We start from the raw sequence: 18495 nt of genomic DNA on the forward strand, positions 1-18495 counted from the left end.
GGCCTCATGCTGCGCGTCCTGTTTTATTTCGTTGTCATTGCGGTTCTGGGGCTTGGCTTTGCGTGGCTGGCAGATCGGCCCGGAGAATTGCATGCCGTCTTTGCCGGCAATCAGTACAGCGTTCCGTTGATCACCGCCGCCGCCATGCTGGTGGCGCTGGTTGCAGTCATTCTCATCTGCTGGTGGCTGATCAAAAGCATCTGGCAATCGCCTTATATATTGCACCGCCATTTTCGTGCACGCAAGCGCGACCGCGGTTATCAGGCGCTGTCAACCGGCCTGATTGCGGCCGGTGCCGGTGATGCCGTGACCGCACGGCTGATGATGAAGCGTGCGGCCGGCCATCTGAGTTCCGATCAGGAGCCGCTGATCAAGCTTCTGGATGTGCAAACAGCCATGCTTGAAGGACGCACCGATGATGCGCGCAAGGGCTTTGAGGCACTGATCGAGGATCCAGAAACCCGGCTTCTTGGTCTGCGTGGGCTTTATATCGAGGCGCAGCGTGCGGGCGCAATGGAAGCAGCACGCCATTATGCGGCAGAAGCGGCAAAGCTGGCGCCGCAGCTGGAATGGGCGTCTTCCGCCGTCATGGGGCAGCTTTGCGCCGAAGGTGACTGGGATGGCGCACTCAAGCTGGTCGATGCGCGCAAACAGGCGCTTGCCCATGGCAAGGATGTGGCCAGGAAAGAGCGCGCAGCACTTCTGACGGCGCGCGCCATGGCCAATATCGACACCAATCATGCCGCCGCCAAGGCAGATGCGCTGGAGGCAAACAGGCTGGCGCCCGATCTGGTGCCTGCCGCGGTAACGGCAGCGCGGGCGCTTTTCACCGATGGCGAAGTGCGCAAGGGTTCAAGAATTCTGGAGGCGGCATGGAAGCGCTTTCCGCATCCGGATATTGCGGCTGCCTATATTGACGGGCGCGCTGGCGATACGGCTCAGGACCGCCTGAAACGGGCGCGCCACCTGGTGTCGCTGCGCTCGCATACGGTGGAGGGCAGTCTTGCGCTGGCGCGGGCGGCCTATGATGCAGGCGATTACAAGCTGGCGCGCGAGAATGTCGAAAAGGTCATCCGCTCCGCACCGCGTGAAAGCGCCTATCTGCTGCTTGCCGATATTGAGGAGGCCGAAACCGGTGATCAGGGCAAGGTGCGCCAGTGGCTTTCCATGGCTGTCAAGGCGCCGCGCGATCCGGTCTGGACGGCCGATGGCTATGCGTCAGAGCAATGGTCGCCCGTGTCGCCGGTTACAGGTCGGCTGAACAGTTTTGAATGGAAGACACCGGTTGAACAATTGTCGCCGGTCATTGAAGCGCATCAGCCGGAAGTCAGGGGAGCGGTTGAAGAGGCCAAAGCGCTTTCGCCAGTCGTGCATCTGGACGAGGCGCGCCGACAGGCAAGGGCGAAAGCGGCCAGGCACGATGTCGAGGATGCGCAGACCATGGTTCCTGCCGCAGAGCCTGCACGGAAGGCGCCGGCACAAAAACCGGAAAAGCACGACACGTTGGCGGAAAAGAATGATGAGGTGGAAGACGCCCATCTCCCACAGGGGCCGATTGTCTTCGATGATCCGGGTGTCGATGAGGATGAACGCCAGCGTAAGGCAAAGAACGCATTCAGATTATTCTAAAGTTTAAACCGGACAGAATCGCTGGAAGACGGTTGATCTGTTGTGGTATTGGTACAGGCAGACATCTGTTGATGTCTGCCTTTTGTTGTTTTTCTGGATTGATTGCGCCTTTTTCGGTTTTACCAAGAGGGCAGGCTTTCAGAATTGATGCGTTGTGCTTCTGCGCAGAACATATGAGGGGCGATGTTCGAACGTCTTCTGGATTTCCTGAAAGATCTACCCGGTGCAGCTCTCCGGGCATCGACAGATAAGGACAGTCAGGACAATTTGCGCGTGGCCATTGCTGCCTTGCTGTTTCATGTCATGGAAGCGGATGGTGAAACGCGCGAGGTGGAGCGTGAAAGACTGGCATCCACGCTGGGCCAATATTTCAGATTGAAGAAGGATGAAGTCAAAAGACTCATCAAGGCCGCGGAGGCTGCGGATGCCGAGGCAATTGACCTTGCCAATTTTGCCCGTGTCGTGCGGCGGCATCTCGACCACCGGGCGCGCGTTGAATTTGTCATGTTGATGTGGGATCTGGTCTGCGCCGATGGCGAAGTGCGCGAAATCGAAGCCGATGTCATGTGGCGTGTTGCCGGCCTGATGGAGCTTACGGACGATGAGCTCAACGAGATTGAGCAACGGGTGGCGCAATTGCATGCCTAGAGCTGTTCCAGGAAAAGTGGGAACCGGTTTTCCACCAGGATGCCGGCGCAAGCGATGAAGTCGCGCCCAGAATGATGATGAAAAGGCCGTCAGGACGATTTCGACCACGAGCGCCGAAGTCAGGCTGTAGCCGCCGGTGATAGATCACCATAGCCACTGGAGGCAAAGGTGGCGGGCGAGAAGCCGGCCTTGCCGCAGGCGATGATATAAAGGATCGTGGCCGCGGCAATGCCGCCCAGAACCTGTGCGATCCAGTAGGGGATGAGGTCTCTGGCCGGAAAATGGCCGTCAAGCATCAGGCCAAGCGAGACCGCCGGATTGAAATGTCCGCCGGATTGAAATGTCCGCCGGAAATACCGTCAACGGCCATGGTCAGGATGGTAAGCCCAAAGGCAAGCGCAACACCTGTGAATCCGGTGCCAAGTTCCGAAAATGTGGCAACCAGAACAGTACTGCCGCAGCCACCGAAGACCAACCAGATGTACCGAAAAACTCTGCTGACAGTTTGTGCAAAATGGTAATCTTCACAATTCTTGAATTGAAATTATGGCTTTCGATAACTATGCTTGAAATATAGTCTATTATTTTATTTCCATCATGTGAATAATTATTCGAAACGAAACTGCCGTCGGTTCTTGTCATGTTTGTATTTATTGAAAAAACTATAATTTCCATGATTCAGGCAGGGGGTATGCTTGTGTGCGTGGGGATAAGTCATGCAGCGATGTCTTCAATTGCCGGCTGCGGGGGAGAGTTGCTAAGCCAGATGAAAAGGCTGTATAAGAACAGGCATTACAGATGGCGTCTTGCGCGAGGGATGCTCCTGAAAAGCAAATGATTGCAAGATGAAAGCCGCAGTTTGGTCAAAGGATCGACGATTTTGAAGAACATAAACTGTAAGTGCGGTGTACGTCTCTCACTCAATATATTGCTGGTTGCGGGTCTTTCATGTACATCCTCAGGATGTACGGCAACAGCCTGGTCTGAAAAGGTCAGTTTTGATGCGGCACCGCAGCCAACCGAATGTGCTGGCTGGCAACGCATCAATATGGGGCCAAGGGCCGCGATGGTTCTCGTGCGCGAGGATGCAAAACTGGTTGCGGAAATCGACGCGCATAATCTGCGTGGGCGTAAGCTCGGCTGTTGGAATTAGCCGTCTGTCTGCCACGCACTCTTTTTCGTGTCCTGTTTGATTGTGTTCAGGTGTTTATTTTGCTTCTGCGTTCAGCGTAAACTTTCGCAGATGCAAATTCATGCGTTTTTTCATAAAGCTGGGCGGATTTAACGCAACATTAACCGTCCGGGATAATGGTCAGTCTGATATCGAAATCATCCGCAGGGCTTGCGCCGGCGGGCAATGAAGAGAAGCAGACCGGTGATACGTTTTGAGAATGTCGGCCTGAGATATGGAATGGGGCCTGAAATCCTGCGGGATGTCAGCTTCCATATTCCGCCGCGCTCGTTCCAGTTTCTGACGGGGCCGTCGGGGGCTGGCAAGACGACCCTTCTGCGCCTTCTGTTCATGGCCCTGAAGCCGACACGTGGCCTGATCAATATTTTCGGCAAGGATGTTGCAAGCCTTGATCACAAACAGGTGCCGATGCTGCGGCGGCGCATTGGCATTGTGTTTCAGGATTTTCGCCTGCTCGACCACATGACGACCTATGAGAATGTCGCGCTGCCCTTGCGCGTGCGCGGCAAGGAGGAGGCGACCTATCGCCATGAGGTCGAGGAGCTGTTGCATTGGGTCGGGCTTGGTGACCGCATGAATGTGCTGCCGCCCGTGCTGTCAGGTGGTGAAAAACAGCGCGCGGCGATTGCCCGTGCATTGATCGACCAGCCGGAACTGCTGCTGGCGGACGAGCCGACGGGCAATGTCGATCCGCCGCTCGCCAAGCGCCTGTTGCGCCTGTTTATCGAACTCAATCGTTCTGGAACTGCAGTTGTCATTGCCACGCATGACCTTTCCCTGATGGATCAGGTCGATGCGCGGCGCATGATTCTCGATCAGGGACGGCTCGACATCTATGAGTGAGCTGATGCGCATGATGCAAAGAAGCTGGTCGGATTTCAGGCTTCGGCTGGAAGACCTGAAGGACATGCTGTTCGTGCGCATTGGCAAGCGTCGCAAACGGCAGGGGCCAACGCCGATCGTGCCGGATGGCAGCGTCACTGGAACGGCGCTGGTCATTGTCATTGCCATCATGACCTTTCTTGCCTGCCTGACGCTTGGTGGCGTCACGCTGGTGAAAGCCTCGGCCTCTGCCTGGCAGAGCCAGATTGCGCGCGAGGCGACGATCCAGATCCGCCCGGTCGATGGGCAGGATATGGAGAAGGCACTGGAACAGGCAAGCGCGATTGCGCGCGGCTTTGCCGGGGTCAAGGGAACCGAGATTGTCGACAAGGCGGCAACGGCGCGTCTTCTGGAACCATGGCTTGGCAGTGGTCTGGACATTGATGAACTGCCCGTGCCGCGGCTGGTGGTGGTGACCATTGATGAGACATCGCCGCCAGATTTTGAAACCATGCGCAGCGAGATTTCCCGTGCGATACCGGCCGCCAGTCTTGATGATCACCGCACCTGGGTTGATCGTCTGGTCGCCATGGCCAATACGACGGTTCTGGTTGGCACGGCCGTGCTGTCCCTGGTGATTGTGGCAACCGTGCTAACGGTCATTTTTGCCACGCGCGGCGCCATGTCGGGCAACAGCCATATTATCGAAGTGCTGCATTTCATCGGGGCGGAATCGAAATTCGTGGCGCGCGAATTTGAATGGCATTTCTTCCGTACCGCCTTCAAGGGTGCGCTGATCGGCGGCGCTGCCGCCATGCTGGTGTTCCTTGTCTTTTCGTGGTGGGCTGCCAGCAATATTGCCACGCCTGAGGGTGATCAGGCCGCAGCCCTGTTCGGCAATTTTTCGATCGGCCGTGATGGCTATATCGGTGCGGCGATCATCATCTTTCTGGTGAGTGTCCTGACGATGCTGACCAGTCGTCTGACGGTCATCCGCCAGCTGTCACTGATGGACGGGCCGGGAGGGCGGGCAGAATGACACTCTCTTCGCTTTATTCCGGTCGTGGTCATGCCAATTTCGAGCGCGCCTTGGCTGCCTATCGCTCATCGGGCATTCAGCGGGCACAAAAACCTACGGTCATACGCAGGTCTGATGTGGCTTCGTGGCGCAGTGCGGTTGCCGCGCCACTGTCATTAATCGTACTTGCTTCGGCCAAAATACTGTGGTCTGTGCTCCACATCATGTTTCGACGCCTGCAACCCGTATCAATCGCACTTTTTCTTGTCATGGCTGCTTTTGTGGCGGGTTTTGTCATGTTCAGCGAGCATGTGACGACAATGCAGCCGCCGACGATTGACAAGCCGGCCGATGGCATTGTCGTCCTGACCGGCGGACATGCGCGCATCAGAACGGCACTCGATCTTCTGCGGGAGAAGAAGGGACAGCGGCTTCTGATCAGCGGCGTTCATGCCGCCACGAACAAGCAGGATCTGAAGCGCATCAACCAGGATGACCAGAACCTGTTTGACTGCTGCATAGATCTGGATCGTTCAGCGCTCAACACGCTTGGCAATGCGACGGAAAGTGAACGCTGGATCCGTGCCCATGGCTATCGCTCGGTGATTGTGGTGACCAATGGCTATCATATTCCGCGCAGTATTCTGGAAATGTCGAACCGCATGAAGGATGTCGAGTTCATTCCCTATCCGGTGGTCAATGGCGACAAGCGTCCGCAGGGCTGGATCGGCTATGGCGATGAATTGCGCATCCTGCTGGTGGAATATGTCAAATATCTGGGTGCCTATGCGCGCGCTGGTCTGAGCAACCTTCTGGGAATAGACGTCGAAAGCCTGTCTTTCTGAACGTGCTGGCCAAATGTTTCACCCTTGCATGTGATAACGGGCCGCTCAGCGTAATTCTCACTGGAAAAAACTCACTTTCCTGATATATCGGGCGCGGATCATTTGCATTCCAGCGCTGCATTCTTTCGTGAATGTTCGCTCAAGCCCGGCGGGATCATCACCCATATATGCTTTATCTGCGCTCTGTTCTGTTTAATGTGGCCTTCTATCTCTGCACTTTCGTGCAGATGGTGATTTATACGCCGTTCTATTTCCTGTTGCCGCGCAAGAAGGCGTGGATCGTGCCCAAGACCTGGGCGAGGGTTAATCTCTGGCTGCAGAAACATATTGCCGGCACGGATCATGTGATTGAAGGCCTGGAGAATATTCCGCAGGGGGGCTATATCTGCGCGCCAAAGCATCAGTCGGCATGGGATACCTATGCCTTCCTGCCGCATCTGGACGATCCGGTTCTGATCCTGAAACGCGAATTGATGCGTATTCCGCTGTTTGGCTGGTATGTGGCCAAGATGCGCATGATTCCGGTTGATCGCGGCTCGCGGGTGAAGGCGCTGAACTCGATCACGGAAGGGGCAAAACAGGCGCTTGCCGAAGGCAGGCAGGTTCTGATCTATCCGGAAGGAACGCGCCGCACCCCGGGAGCGCCGCCGGAATACAAATATGGCATCGTCCATCTCTATACTTCATTGAACGTGCCGGTTCTGCCGATTGCGCATAATGCCGGGCTCTATTGGCCACGCCGCAAGTTCCTGCGCTATCCCGGTACGATCCGTTGCCGGATTCTGCCGCCAATACCGCCGGGATTGAGCAAGGAGGAGTTTCTGCGTCGTTTGATCGAAGTGACCGAAACGGCGTGCGATGAGCTGCTGGTTGCGGCTAGTCGCGATCCAAATCCACCGCCAATGCCACCAACAGCCAAGCGAAGGTTAAAGGAATTGGGTGCATAACCCATCGATTGCAAACGAAGTTGTAACTGCTCCAACAAATGACAATTCGTCGCGTTTTGTAAAACTTTCGTTTTCTTGCACGAGAGACTGAAACCCGTTATCAGAGCGCGACACGAAAGGACACATCATGAATATTGATGCAATTTCCATCGGTAACAATCCGCCTGAAGACGTTAATGTCATTATTGAAGTGCCAGTCGGTGGCCATCCGATCAAGTACGAGATGGACAAGAAGGCTGGAGCCCTTATTGTTGACCGTTTCCTCTATACGCCAATGACCTATCCGGGCAATTACGGTTTTGTACCGCATACGCTCTCGGATGATGGTGACCCGATCGACGTTCTGGTTTGCAACACCCGTCCGCTGGTACCGGGCTGCGTGATCAATGTTCGTCCGATAGGCGTTCTGATCATGGAAGACAATTCCGGCAAGGACGAAAAGATCATTGCCGTTCCGTCGCCGCACCTGACGCGCCGTTACGAAAAGGTGCATGATTATTCCGATCTGCCGGAAATCACCCTGAAGCAGATTGCGCACTTCTTCGAACACTACAAGGATCTCGAACCAGGCAAGTGGGTCAAGATCGGTGACTGGGGCGATGAAGACTATGCCCGCAAGATCATCGTTGAAGCGATCGAACGTGCACAGGGCAAGTAATTGATCCCGATTGATGCTTGAAGAAAGCCCGGTTTTGGCCGGGCTTTTTGTTTGTGCCTGTTGTCTTACATGAGCAGGGCAGGGGCAAGCGTCGTCCAGATGAACTGGCGAATGAAGAAAATGAGCAGCAGAACAATGACGGGCGATATATCGATGCCACCCATATTGGGCAGCAGATTGCGGATGGGACGCAAGACCGGTTCCGTGACCTTGTAGAGAAACTCGCCGACTGACGCGACGAAGCGATTGCTCATATTGACAACGTTAAATGCATAGAGCCAGGAATAAATGGCGCTTGCGATCAGGATCCACGTATAGATTTCAAGCGCCAGATCTATCGTGCGGAACAATGCAATCATGTTGGTCTCCTTGCCAGATGTGGCAGATGTAGCGGTTGCACTCCCGTTGAACAAGGGCACGTGGTCTGGCTCTGCAAACTTTCAGCCTGAAATTTTGTACAGGCGATGGGGGCAGGGAACGGAGAGGGCGGCATGCGCACAGCACCCCATGATTTCCAGTGACAGCAGATCCCTTGTCAATGAAATCCGGCCGCCGATACCAGCCTTTCCTGGGCTGCGGGGTGATGATTGTCATGGCTCCATGAGGAAGCAAGCGCCAGACCCGTCGCAAGGTATCAGCAACAGCATCGTGATCGGTGCGAAACCGGATTGTTCAGCCTTGGTCAGGGCAGTGGCCGGAAATATCTGGCCGGTGGAAGGGATTCTGGCAGCCTTTCCTTGAAAATCAGAAGGATGAACAAATATGCGTTCAGGCGCTGTGCTTGCAGCCGTTCTTCTGGCGCGCCAGGATTTCGTGCATCATGTCACTGACATGTTCCAGCGCGTGATCGCGTACGCGCATATTCTTCAGGTGTTGGATCGTATTGGTGAGATAGTCAATATTCGGGCCGGATTCGCCCCGCGATGAAGCGACAATGGCAGCGGCGGCCTTTGCATCAAGCCTGCCGGCATATTGCTCGTGATGGCGGTTGGCGACATAGGCGAGCGCGCGGACAATACGTCCATCGGCAAGATGCAATGGCAGCCATTTCTCGAAATAGACATTGTTCGACATTTCGCGTTCGCGCAGATAGGCAATCACCTCATCCGTCATGGCGCCCGGAACACGAAAGGCAATGCCAAGGCAGGAGCCGCCGGCATCCAGCCCCAGAACCAGCCCAGGATGGTCGGGTGTGCCGCGGTGGACATATGAATAGATGCACAGGCTGCGGCGATAACCATGCAGACGGGCGCGCACGGTCTCGACATGGGCAAAGCCCGGCCGCCACATCAGCGAACCATAGCCAAAGACCCAGAAATCCCTGGATCGTTCATCCTGTATCGTGGCATTTTTTCCAGAATTTCTATAAGGCATGAATTCGAAATCACTTACATAAGGATATGCGTTGTTTTTTCCGGTCGGTCGCATCACTAACCGCATTATTGCCATAATATGGCCACCACTTGGCCACAGCAATCATGATGTTTCCATCACATCTTGCGCGATTGGGTGATCATCCAGTTCCGACAGTGTGTCAGAACAATGTTTTGCAAAAGGCTAATCAGATGACAGTCTCTGCACCAAGCATTCATGATAACGGCCAGAAGAAGCCGGGCAATCGCTGGTTTGTTGTTCTGGCACTGCTGCTCATCGTCGTTTTTCTTTACAGTGTGGTCTGGTATTACATGGCTGGCAAGCTGGAACAGCGCGCCAAGGCAGATATGGCAAAACTGGCCGCGCAGGGTGTGGGCGTGCAATGCGAGGATCTGCATATTGGCGGCTATCCGCTGCGCATGAATGTGGTGTGCGACACCATATCCTGGAAGAAGCCTGCGGCAGGCATGGCGTTCAGCGCCGGCCGACTCACATCGGGCTCGCCGGTCTATGCGCCGAAAGCCTTGAGCAACAGGCTGGAAGGCCCGGCCTATGTCGAGTTTCCGGGGCTGAAGCCGCTTGAAATCAACTGGAGCAGTTTTACCTCCAACACACGGCTTGCACGGCCATTCCCGACCGAAATTACCGTGTTGGCAAGCGACGTGGCGGTTGGCATGCGCACGGAAACCACCACAACCGTGCCGCAGGGCACGCTGGAGCAGCTTGATCTGTCGGTCAGCGAGGTTGATGGCAATCTGAAACTGCAGGGCCGTTTTGTCGGTTTCAAGCTGGCTTCCACCCTGCTTGGCAACAGCAGAAGCCCGGAACTGGATGGGGTGGCCGATATTGATGTATCGGATGCCGCAACCCTGTTAAGTGGCGAGGGGTCCATTGCGGACCGTCTGATCGGACATTCCGGCGTGATCCATCAGGCGATGATTTCCATGCCCAATGGCGCCAATATCACCCTGTCAGGCCCATTTTCGATTGATGATGACGGGCTGATCGATGCGGATGTGAAGCTGAAGCTGGTCAATCCGCAATCCTTCCTGCAGGCAGGTCAGATGATGTTTCCGACCCAGAGCGGCAATCTGACAACCATCATGTTTGCGCTTGGCGCCATGCCAAAGGACGAAAACGGTAATCCCATCATCGAACTGACCATCCGCAAGAGCAAGGTCAGCGCCGGTTTCATTCCGCTCGGCCGCTTGCCGAGCCTGTAACGCAATCAGCCTATAGGCGGATTGCGTTGGCTGGACGGAAAATCGTTTTTCGGGCAGGTGCCCGAAAAACATATTGCAGAACAATGATTAATCCGTTCTTGTTTTCGCGGCGACCTGGCGGCCAAAGTCTGGCGCATCCACTTCCTGACCAGCCTCGATAATGCTGCGGCGTACGGCGCGCGTGCGGGTGAACAGGTCGAACAGCGCATCGCCATCGCCCCAGCGGATCGAGCGTTGCAGCGAGGCGAGATCTTCCGAGAAGCGGCCCAGCATTTCAAGGATGGCATCCTTGTTATGCAGGCAGACATCGCGCCACATGGTCGGGTCGGATGAGGCAAGGCGGGTGAAATCACGGAAACCGGAAGCGGAATATTTGATCACTTCCGAATTGGTCACCTTTTCCAGATCGCTGGCCGTGCCGACAATATTGTAGGCGATGAGATGTGGCAGATGCGAGACGATGGCGAGCACCAGATCGTGATGCTGCGGGTCCATGACATCGAGCCTTGAGCCACAGGCCGTCCAGAAATCGCTGAGCTTGCTGAGGGCTTCCTCGTCGGTATCGGGAAGTGGTGTGAGAATGCACCAGCGATTGGTAAACAGCTCGGCAAAGCCGGCATCAGGGCCGGAAAATTCCGTACCGGCAATCGGATGACCCGGAATGAAATGGACATGATCCGGCAGTTCCGGCTGCATCTGCGCAATGACGGATGCCTTGGTTGAGCCGACATCGGTGACAATGGCGCCGGGCTTGAGCGCGCTGGCAATCTGGCGCGCAACCGTGCCGGATGAGCCGACCGGCACCGAAACAATGACGAGATCGGCATCGCGCACGGCTTCGGCACTGTTGGTGGTGTAGCTGTCCCCCAACCCCAGCTCCTCTGCGCGTTTCAGCGTTTCGGCGCTGCGGGTGGCGATGGCAATATGATTGCACAGATTTTCGCGGCGGATGACGCGCGCCAATGATGATCCGATAAGGCCAATACCGATCAGCGCGATTTTATCAAAATGGACAGTGGACATTGTTCTACTTCAAAAACTCGGTGAGGGCGGCGACTACGCCGTGATTGGCTTCTTCTGATCCGACAGTCATGCGCAGCGCATTGGGGAAGCCATATCCACCAACACGGCGCAGGATATAGCCGCGCTGCTGCAGATAGGCATCGGCCCTGGCTGCCGAATGGGCCTCGTCTTCGGGGAAGTGGATCAAAAGGAAATTCGTGACCGATGGCGTCACGCGCAGGCCAAGCCTGGTGAATTCACAGGTCAGCCAGTTCAGCCATTTTTCATTATATTCGACCGACTTTTCGACATGGGCTCGGTCGCGGATGGCCGCAGCCCCGGCAGCAATGGCGGCCGAATTCATGTTGAACGGCCCGCGAATACGGCCAACCGCATCGATCACATGCTGCGGCGCATACATCCAGCCGATGCGCAGTGCCGGAAGGCCATGGATTTTCGAGAAGGTACGGGTCATCACGACATTTTCATTGCCGGCAACCAGTTCAATACCCGCTTCATAATCATTGCGGCGGACATATTCGGCATAGGCGGCATCAAGCACCAGCAGCACATTCTTCGGCAGGCCGGCATGCAGGCGGCGCACTTCCTCGAACGGCAGATAGGTGCCGGTCGGATTGGCCGGATTGGCAATAAAGACGATGCGCGTGCGCGGCGTGACGGCGGCAAGAATAGCATCAACATCGATGCGCTCATCCTTTTCCTTCACCGTCACCGGGGTTGCACCAGCGCCGAGCGTCTGGATCTTGTAGACGGCAAAGCCGTGTTCGGTGATGATCGACTCATCACCCGGTGCAAGATAGGTCTGGCACAGCAGGCCGAGCAGTTCATCAGAACCATTGCCGCACATGATATTGGCAATGTTCAGCCCTTGCGTCTCGGCAATGGCTTCACGCAGCGCATAGGCCTGTCCGTCGGGATAGATATAGAGTTTGTCGACCAGGCTGCGGTAGGCCTCGACTGCCTTTGGGCTGGGACCGAGCGGCGTTTCATTGGACGAGAGCTTGTAAACCTTGGCAACACCTTCAACATGTTCCTTGCCCGGCACATAGGCTGCGATATTCAGCAGACCTGCCTTGGGCTGGGGACGGTTGAGGTTTTCTTGCTTGGTCATGGCTTTGGCTCCGCCAAAATTGGTGTTGAAGTTGAAGAAATGTTGCGCTGGCGGCATAAACCGCCGCCGCGCGCAAGTCGAGAAAAACATTGCCTGGCATGTCATGGCTACCAGCAAAAGGGGCGTTTTTCTGGCCGCCGTGACTTTTAAAGCATTTTCAGACGAAACGAAATCACGAGAAATGTGCCTGCCCCTATCGGTCGCTCATGCACGGCCTTGCTTATGACGCATGCAACCTTTGGGTGGCCAGCACTCAATCCGGTTTCTGCTTTCGCCTGAGTGTGTCGCTGCGCCAGCCACTGACGGGTGAACCTTGAGGCGCCAGCACAGGTACAAAGACGCGGCGCGAGGCGCGTTGCGCGACCGGCAGCCCCTGATAAAGGCGTTTTTGCGCCTCCAGCACCAGGACACCGGCAAAGATCGGACAGACACGCCGCCCCAGCCCGTCCAGGGCAAGCGAGGGGCGCATCATCCAGCGCCGGGTGACGGGCGGAAAATGCAGGGCATGGGTGATCGTATTGACGGTGAAGTTGGCCTCGCGCAAAAGGGTGGCAAGTTGTCTGCGGCTATAGGGGCGACCGCTGCCAAAGGGGGTGTGTTCAAAGCGCGCCCAGACACCGCGCCGGTTTGGCACGACAATGACAATGCGCCCATTGGGAGCAAGAACCCGCCAGAGTTCCTTCAGTGTTTCTTCCGCATTTTCCGCATATTCGAGCGCATGAACCATCAATATGCGGTCAATGGACGAATCGGGCAGGGGAAGTTCTTCATCAAAGACCAGCGCGGTTGCGGACGGCGCACCATGCGGCCAGGCAATCGCGCCCTGTCCGGCCGGCATGAAGGCAAAGGTGCGCTCGGTATCCGGACTGAAGCGGTCGAGATAGGGCAGGCTATAGCCAAGCCCCACCAGACGTTCGCCAGGCAAACGCGTCCACAGGCTCGAAAGCGTCATGGTAATGGCGCGTTCGACCAGATGGCCCAGGGTCGTTTCATAAAATGAACGCAGTTCGATAATGTCTGGATGCATGATGGCGGCACGCTATCGTAAATTCGCCTCATAGGGAATGGATAAGCGTCTTTGAGCATGCAGCCGGACGTGCAATTCTTTCAAAGCGTGGTATAGAGCTTTTTCATTTTCACCTAGGCGACAGTTCAGGAGAAGCGGTGAATGCCAGAGGTAAGCGGCAAGGCAATTGAAATTCTGTTTAGCGCCGAGGAGATCGCCAAGCGCAATCTCGATCTGGCCCAGATGATTTCAGGCCGCCAGTTTCACAATCTATTGACCATTTCGATCCTGAAAGGTTCGTTCATTTTCGCAGCCGATCTCATCCGTGCCATGCATAATGCGGGCGTTGAGCCGGATATGGAATTCATCACCGTGTCGAGCTATGGTGCCGGCACGACCAGCACCGAAGTCAAGCTCCTGCGTGATATCGATAGCGATGTACGCGATCGCGACGTGCTGTTGATCGATGATATTCTCGAATCGGGCAAGACGCTGAAATTCGTGCGCGAACTGATGCTGCAACGCGGTGCGCGCAGCGTCAGCATTGCCGTGCTGCTTGACAAGCGCATGCGCCGCCAGGTTGATATCGAGGCCGATTTCGTGGCCTTTGAATGCCCGGACTATTTCGTGGTCGGCTATGGCATGGATGTGGCGCATTCCTTCCGCCAGCTGCCCTATGTCGGCCGCGTGATGGAAGACTGATCCGCGAAAACCGCCCCTCACTTTTCCTGGAACTGTTTGTTATTTTCGCAGTTCCGGACGGAAAACCGGTGCCCACTTTTCCTGGAACTGCTTATTGATCAAATTTCAGCAGGCGCTGCAGATATTCCTTTTCCAGTTGCGGCGTCAGCGCCTTGCCCAGCTTGCGGCGGATTTCATCAAGGATTTCACGCGCGCGCTGAATGTCGATCTCGCCGGGAATCTTGACATTGCCGCCAAGGCTGTCCTGTCCGCGTTCCCGGCCAAGCGGATCGCGCCCTTCACCAGACTGCCCTGCCTCTGAACCTTCCTGACCCATGGCCTGCTGCATTTTCTGCATCATGTCACGGCTGGCACGGCGCAGCGCATTCAGGGCCTCGCCCTGCTGGTCGGTGGCATCGCCCGTCTCACTGCGGCCAAGCGCTTCGGCAGCATCATTCATTGCATCGCCGGCATCAGAAAAATCCTTGCCGGGTTCAATGCCAAGCTCTTTCAGCTCATCCATCAGCTTTTGCAGGTCGGATTGGATGTCCTTTTGCTGCTGCTGCAGTTTGCGCATGGTCTCAGCCATGTCTGAAGGAATATTGCCGTTTTCCTGTTCGCCATCCTGGCTGCCAAAAAAGTCTTCGCCCATGCCGTACTGATCCTGCAATTTCTTGTCGAGGGCGAAGGTGTCGTTCATGTTCTGCTGCTGGCGACGCATCAGATCGCCAAGCCTGTTCATCTGATTCTGCATCTGTCTGGACTGGCTTTGTCCCTGACCCTGGCCTTGCCCATTGGGCTGGGCCATCTGCAGATTGTTCAGCAAGCTCTGCAATTGCGACAGCAATTGCTCGGCCTGGTCGCGTGCACCCTGCTTGGCCAGTTCCTCGATCTGATCCATCAGGCGTTGCAGATCTTTCTGGCTCAGAACACGCGCATTCGGATTGGGCGGCAGGCGCGAGGCATTGGGGTTCTGCTGTTGTCTTTGCGCAAACTCACGCAGAAAATCCTGCATGGCCTTGCGCAATTCTTCCGACAGTTTTGCGATCTCTTCGGGCGTTGCGCCTTTCTGCAAGGCATTGCGCAGGGCTTCCTGCGCCTGACGCAGGCGGCGTTCTGCCGCCGACAGGTTTCCGTCCTCGATGCCCAGCGCAACCTGCCACATGTAATCAGCCGTATCGCGCAGCTCGTCCTCGATGTGCGACAGGCGCAAACGCGAACGGATGGTGGTCAGGCCAAGATAGTGCGGGATGTTTTTGATGGTTTCTTCCGGCCGCAGCATCAGCGCATTGAGCATGTCCAGCACATGATCGCGCTGGCTGGCGTCGAGCGCCAGAATGCGGCGCTGTTCGGCAATGGCGCGTGCCAGCGGATTGGCAAAGGGTCGCTCGGGCAGGATGATGATCTTGGTCTCACTACGGCCAATATGACCGGCACCATCAACGACCACCAGCGTGATTGCGACCTTTTCACCTGCCCATGGATGTTCGGTCAGGTCTTTTGCCGTGCTTGCTTCCTTCGTGCCACGCCGCGGCAGGGTAAGCGGCAGGTCCGGCGGGTCAAACAGAGGGATGGTGTGGTCGCTGTCCTCCTCCTGATTGAGTGGCACGATCTCGGCATAGGCTTTTGCCAGCGGATAATCGTCATCAATCTCGTAGGAAAGCTGCAATGTGCCGTTCAATGCACGCCCCGGCTCCTTGGTGAAGCGTATCGTTGGCAGGCGGTCGGGGATGACGGAGAATCTCCAGCCAACATCCGTGCCGGAAAGGGCGATTGTCTCATCCTGCTGCAATTCATGGCGGAAGTTGCGGCTGCCATCGACCGCACCCTGATCATCCTCATTGTGAGGCAAGGCGATGATATTGCGCTTTTTGCCATTGGGGTCCGTTGCGGTGAGCTTTGCGTTGTTTGCGCCGATGAGGCGCACGGAAACAATGCTTCCCTGCGGCACTGCGATCGGGTTGGACTGCTCATTGCCGGCGGTGGCAAGGAAAATCGGTGCACGGCCGCTATAGGGTGGCGGCGTGACCCAGGCATCTATACGCACCGGAATATCATTGGCACCATTGCGAATCCGGAAAGCATCTGCCAGCCGTCCGCTGTGGTCACTGTGCGAATAGGCAATGGCTGTTACGAACAACAATGCGACGATCGCGCGGAGGGCAAATGGATCGCGTTCCGGTATATGCGGGCGCGGCAGGCCGGCATGCAGATGGGTGAGCCGTTCTGCCATGCGCCGCTGATGTTCACGCCAGAGGGCTTGTGCAACCGGATCGTCCGTGGCGGTGGCAAGCCGGCTGGTCTGAACGGCGAGCGGCTCATGCGCAAGATTGTTGACGGCTTCGAGCCTTCGGGTGATTTCGTCAGCCGTTGGCGCGCGAAAGCGCAAGGGCAACGCCAGGGCAATCAGGCTGGCGGAGCCGAAAATGACCAGGACGCCGATATGGAGTGCGCGCGGCAGGAGGGCAAAAAGGCCAAACCATGCGGCACTGACAAACAGGGCAACGAGCAGGATGATTGGCAGGACAAGCGGCCAGAGACGCTCGAATCCCATGACGAGACAGGCACGCAGGCGAAGGCGGCGAATTTTTGCGCCTTCGCCCTGAAACAGACGCAGAAAAGCATCACGCCAAAGGCGCGCTGCCGTTTTCCTGTTGCTGTTTTGCACCGGGCCGATTTCGCTCATTCCTGGTTTCTGATGCGCCTATCCATTGCATTTGTTTCAGAATAGCATGCATCATGGCAAAGGCGAGGCTTTGCGCATATTTTGTGTCACAGCCAGTCTGGCACCGAATCCAGCGCCAGCAGATCCTCATAGGTCCTGCGCGGGCGAATGACGTGAAAACGGTCGCCATCGACCAGAACTTCCGGCACAAGCAGACGGCTGTTGTACGTATTGGACATCACCGCGCCATAGGCGCCAGTCGTTGATACGGCGATCAGATCACCCGGTTCCGGCTTTGCCGTTTCGCGGTCGAGGCCGAGATAATCGCCCGTCTCGCAGACGGGGCCGACATAATCGGCGCGGAAACGCGGCGCATCTTCAGGCGGCAGGACGACCGGGCGGATTTCGTGGTAGGCATCATAAAGCGTCGGGCGGATGAGGTCGTTCATCGCCGCATCGACAATGATGAAATTCTTCGCATCGCCTTCCTTGACGAAAATCACTTCCGAAACCAGAAGCCCGGCATTGCCGACGATCAGGCGGCCTGGCTCGAAGATCGTCTTGAGGCCAAGCGGCTTGATATGGCGCGCAACGATTTCGGAATAGGCAACCGGCAGCGGCGGCGGATTGTTGTCGCTGCGGTAGGGAATGCCAAGCCCGCCGCCGCAATCGACATGCTGAATGTCATGGCCGTCGGCTCTGAGATCGCGGACGAGTTCGGCAAGCAGCGCAAAGGCATTGTCAAATGGTTCCAGATCGATGATCTGGCTACCGATATGCATGTCGATGCCGACAACCTTGATACCCGGCAGGCTTGCGGCATGGCGATAGGCATCACGCGCCTTCACATGCGGAATGCCGAACTTGTTTTCCGATTTGCCGGTCGAGATCTTGGCATGGGTCTTGGCATCGACATCCGGATTGATGCGTAGCGAGACCGGCGCAATCTTGCCATTGGCAACGGCGCGTGCCGAGAGAATGTCCAGTTCAGGTTCTGATTCGACATTGAAGCAGTGAATGCCTGCCTGCAGCGCGAAATCCATCTCGCGCGGTGTCTTGCCGACGCCGGAAAAGACGATCTTTTCTGCCGGAATGCCGGCCGCCAGCGCACGGCGGATTTCACCTTCCGAAACCGTATCGGCACCCGCGCCAAGCTTTGCCAGGGTCTTCAGCACCGCCTGATTGGAATTGGCTTTCAGCGCATAGGCGATCAGCGTGTCCATATCGGCAAAGGCTTCCGAAAAGACGCGATAATGACGCTCCAGTGTCGCGCGCGAATAGACATAGAAGGGCGTGCCGACAGATTTGGCGATTTCAGGCAACGCTATGTTTTCGGCGCAAAGAACGCCATTGTGGTATTCGAAATGATTCACGTGAAAACCCTATCTGTCCATCAGAGCAGAGGCCCTGACCTTACTTGATGCGTGCCTGATCCTCAAATCCGCAAAGCGGCAGGGCGAGGCTTGCGGATCAGAGAAGCTTGTCGAGAATGATTGGCTTGTCTTCTTTCGGCTTTTCGTGCGTGCGGCCCTGATCATCGGTCACGATGGCGGCCGGCGGCGGTTCAAGCGGGCCTTTGCGTCCACATGCGGCCAGCATGGTCGCAAGCATGGCAATGATCAGCGTGGAAGAAATGGCGGAGCGGCCTGTCAT

General features: G+C 56.4%; 18 protein-coding genes and 1 pseudogene. 10 read left to right on the forward strand and 9 right to left on the reverse strand.

Translation table 11 applies throughout. From position 1 onward, the window contains the following. Nucleotides 1–6 precede the first annotated feature (6 nt). Nucleotides 7–1629, forward strand: a complete 1623-nt coding sequence (locus ACFO1V_RS15200) for a heme biosynthesis protein HemY (protein WP_374830698.1) — start codon at nucleotides 7–9, stop codon at nucleotides 1627–1629. A gap of 183 nt (nucleotides 1630–1812) precedes the next feature. Next, nucleotides 1813–2277, forward strand: a complete 465-nt coding sequence (locus tag ACFO1V_RS15205; protein WP_374830700.1) for a tellurite resistance TerB family protein — start codon at nucleotides 1813–1815, stop codon at nucleotides 2275–2277. 34 nt (nucleotides 2278–2311) lie between these two features. Here ACFO1V_RS15205 and ACFO1V_RS15210 read toward each other — a convergent pair. Beyond that, nucleotides 2312–2793, reverse strand: a pseudogene (locus tag ACFO1V_RS15210) (aquaporin); the annotation flags it as partial. 361 nt (nucleotides 2794–3154) lie between these two features. Between ACFO1V_RS15210 and ACFO1V_RS15215 the strand changes: the two are divergent. The 6 genes from ACFO1V_RS15215 (at nucleotide 3155) to ppa (ending at nucleotide 7759) form a co-directional block, all read left to right on the forward strand. Next, entirely contained in the window at nucleotides 3155–3430 is a 276-nt protein-coding gene (locus tag ACFO1V_RS15215) for a hypothetical protein (RefSeq protein ID WP_374830806.1), read from the forward strand. Nucleotides 3431–3688: 258 nt separating this feature from the next. Beyond that, nucleotides 3689–4312 carry a cell division ATP-binding protein FtsE gene (gene ftsE / locus ACFO1V_RS15220; RefSeq protein ID WP_374830702.1) on the forward strand — a complete coding sequence of 208 codons (624 nt, stop codon included), beginning with the start codon at nucleotides 3689–3691 and terminating at the stop codon, nucleotides 4310–4312. A gap of 13 nt (nucleotides 4313–4325) precedes the next feature. Beyond that, complete coding sequence (locus ACFO1V_RS15225) at nucleotides 4326–5330, forward strand: cell division protein FtsX (protein ID WP_374830808.1); 1005 nt, start codon at nucleotides 4326–4328, stop codon at nucleotides 5328–5330. Further along, a complete protein-coding gene (locus tag ACFO1V_RS15230) occupies nucleotides 5327–6154 on the forward strand; it encodes a YdcF family protein (protein ID WP_374830704.1) in 828 nt (275 codons plus the stop codon). Before ACFO1V_RS15225 ends, ACFO1V_RS15230 begins: the two co-directional genes overlap by 4 nt. A gap of 167 nt (nucleotides 6155–6321) precedes the next feature. After that, complete coding sequence (locus ACFO1V_RS15235; protein ID WP_374830706.1) at nucleotides 6322–7101, forward strand: lysophospholipid acyltransferase family protein; 780 nt, start codon at nucleotides 6322–6324, stop codon at nucleotides 7099–7101. A gap of 127 nt (nucleotides 7102–7228) precedes the next feature. Then, the gene (gene ppa, locus ACFO1V_RS15240; RefSeq protein ID WP_374830707.1) at nucleotides 7229–7759 is read left to right on the forward strand and encodes an inorganic diphosphatase; all 531 of its coding nucleotides are present in this window, start codon (nucleotides 7229–7231) and stop codon (nucleotides 7757–7759) included. A 65-nt stretch (nucleotides 7760–7824) separates the two neighbouring features. On the opposite strand, the gene ACFO1V_RS15245 is transcribed toward ppa, so the two are convergent. Together ACFO1V_RS15245 and ACFO1V_RS15250 are read right to left on the reverse strand one after the other, a co-directional pair. Beyond that, a complete protein-coding gene (locus ACFO1V_RS15245) occupies nucleotides 7825–8118 on the reverse strand; it encodes a YggT family protein (protein ID WP_374830709.1) in 294 nt (97 codons plus the stop codon). 409 nt (nucleotides 8119–8527) lie between these two features. Next, nucleotides 8528–9133 (reverse strand): gamma-glutamylcyclotransferase, encoded by a 606-nt coding sequence (locus ACFO1V_RS15250; RefSeq protein ID WP_374830711.1) that lies wholly within the window; start codon nucleotides 9131–9133, stop codon nucleotides 8528–8530. Nucleotides 9134–9324: 191 nt separating this feature from the next. Here ACFO1V_RS15250 and ACFO1V_RS15255 point away from each other — a divergent pair, with 191 nt between their 5' ends. After that, nucleotides 9325–10356, forward strand: a complete 1032-nt coding sequence (locus ACFO1V_RS15255) for a DUF2125 domain-containing protein (RefSeq protein ID WP_374830713.1) — start codon at nucleotides 9325–9327, stop codon at nucleotides 10354–10356. 87 nt (nucleotides 10357–10443) lie between these two features. Here ACFO1V_RS15255 and ACFO1V_RS15260 read toward each other — a convergent pair whose 3' ends face one another. The 3 genes from ACFO1V_RS15260 to ACFO1V_RS15270 all read right to left on the reverse strand — a co-directional run bounded on the left by ACFO1V_RS15260 (nucleotide 10444) and on the right by ACFO1V_RS15270 (nucleotide 13517). Continuing rightward, the gene (locus ACFO1V_RS15260; protein WP_374830715.1) at nucleotides 10444–11379 is read right to left on the reverse strand and encodes a prephenate/arogenate dehydrogenase family protein; all 936 of its coding nucleotides are present in this window, start codon (nucleotides 11377–11379) and stop codon (nucleotides 10444–10446) included. Nucleotides 11380–11383: 4 nt separating this feature from the next. Then, nucleotides 11384–12490, reverse strand: coding sequence for a histidinol-phosphate transaminase (hisC, locus tag ACFO1V_RS15265; RefSeq protein WP_374830717.1), 1107 nt, complete (start codon nucleotides 12488–12490; stop codon nucleotides 11384–11386). Between the two features lie 253 nt (nucleotides 12491–12743). Further along, nucleotides 12744–13517, reverse strand: a complete 774-nt coding sequence (locus tag ACFO1V_RS15270; protein ID WP_374830719.1) for a class I SAM-dependent methyltransferase — start codon at nucleotides 13515–13517, stop codon at nucleotides 12744–12746. 141 nt (nucleotides 13518–13658) lie between these two features. Here ACFO1V_RS15270 and hpt point away from each other — a divergent pair, with 141 nt between their 5' ends. After that, on the forward strand, nucleotides 13659–14198 hold the full coding sequence (gene hpt / locus ACFO1V_RS15275; RefSeq protein WP_374830721.1) for a hypoxanthine phosphoribosyltransferase: 540 nt from the start codon (nucleotides 13659–13661) through the stop codon (nucleotides 14196–14198). A 91-nt stretch (nucleotides 14199–14289) separates the two neighbouring features. On the opposite strand, the gene ACFO1V_RS15280 is transcribed toward hpt, so the two are convergent. The 3 genes from ACFO1V_RS15280 to lptM all read right to left on the reverse strand — a co-directional run bounded on the left by ACFO1V_RS15280 (nucleotide 14290) and on the right by lptM (nucleotide 18495). Beyond that, nucleotides 14290–16863, reverse strand: a complete 2574-nt coding sequence (locus tag ACFO1V_RS15280; protein WP_374830723.1) for a TIGR02302 family protein — start codon at nucleotides 16861–16863, stop codon at nucleotides 14290–14292. A gap of 86 nt (nucleotides 16864–16949) precedes the next feature. Continuing rightward, nucleotides 16950–18215 carry a diaminopimelate decarboxylase gene (lysA, locus tag ACFO1V_RS15285; protein WP_374830725.1) on the reverse strand — a complete coding sequence of 422 codons (1266 nt, stop codon included), beginning with the start codon at nucleotides 18213–18215 and terminating at the stop codon, nucleotides 16950–16952. Between the two features lie 97 nt (nucleotides 18216–18312). Beyond that, on the reverse strand, nucleotides 18313–18495 hold the full coding sequence (gene lptM / locus ACFO1V_RS15290; RefSeq protein WP_374830727.1) for an LPS translocon maturation chaperone LptM: 183 nt from the start codon (nucleotides 18493–18495) through the stop codon (nucleotides 18313–18315).

It is taken from the genome of Daeguia caeni, from assembly GCF_042653845.1.
Classification (GTDB): domain Bacteria; phylum Pseudomonadota; class Alphaproteobacteria; order Rhizobiales; family Rhizobiaceae; genus Brucella; species Brucella caeni.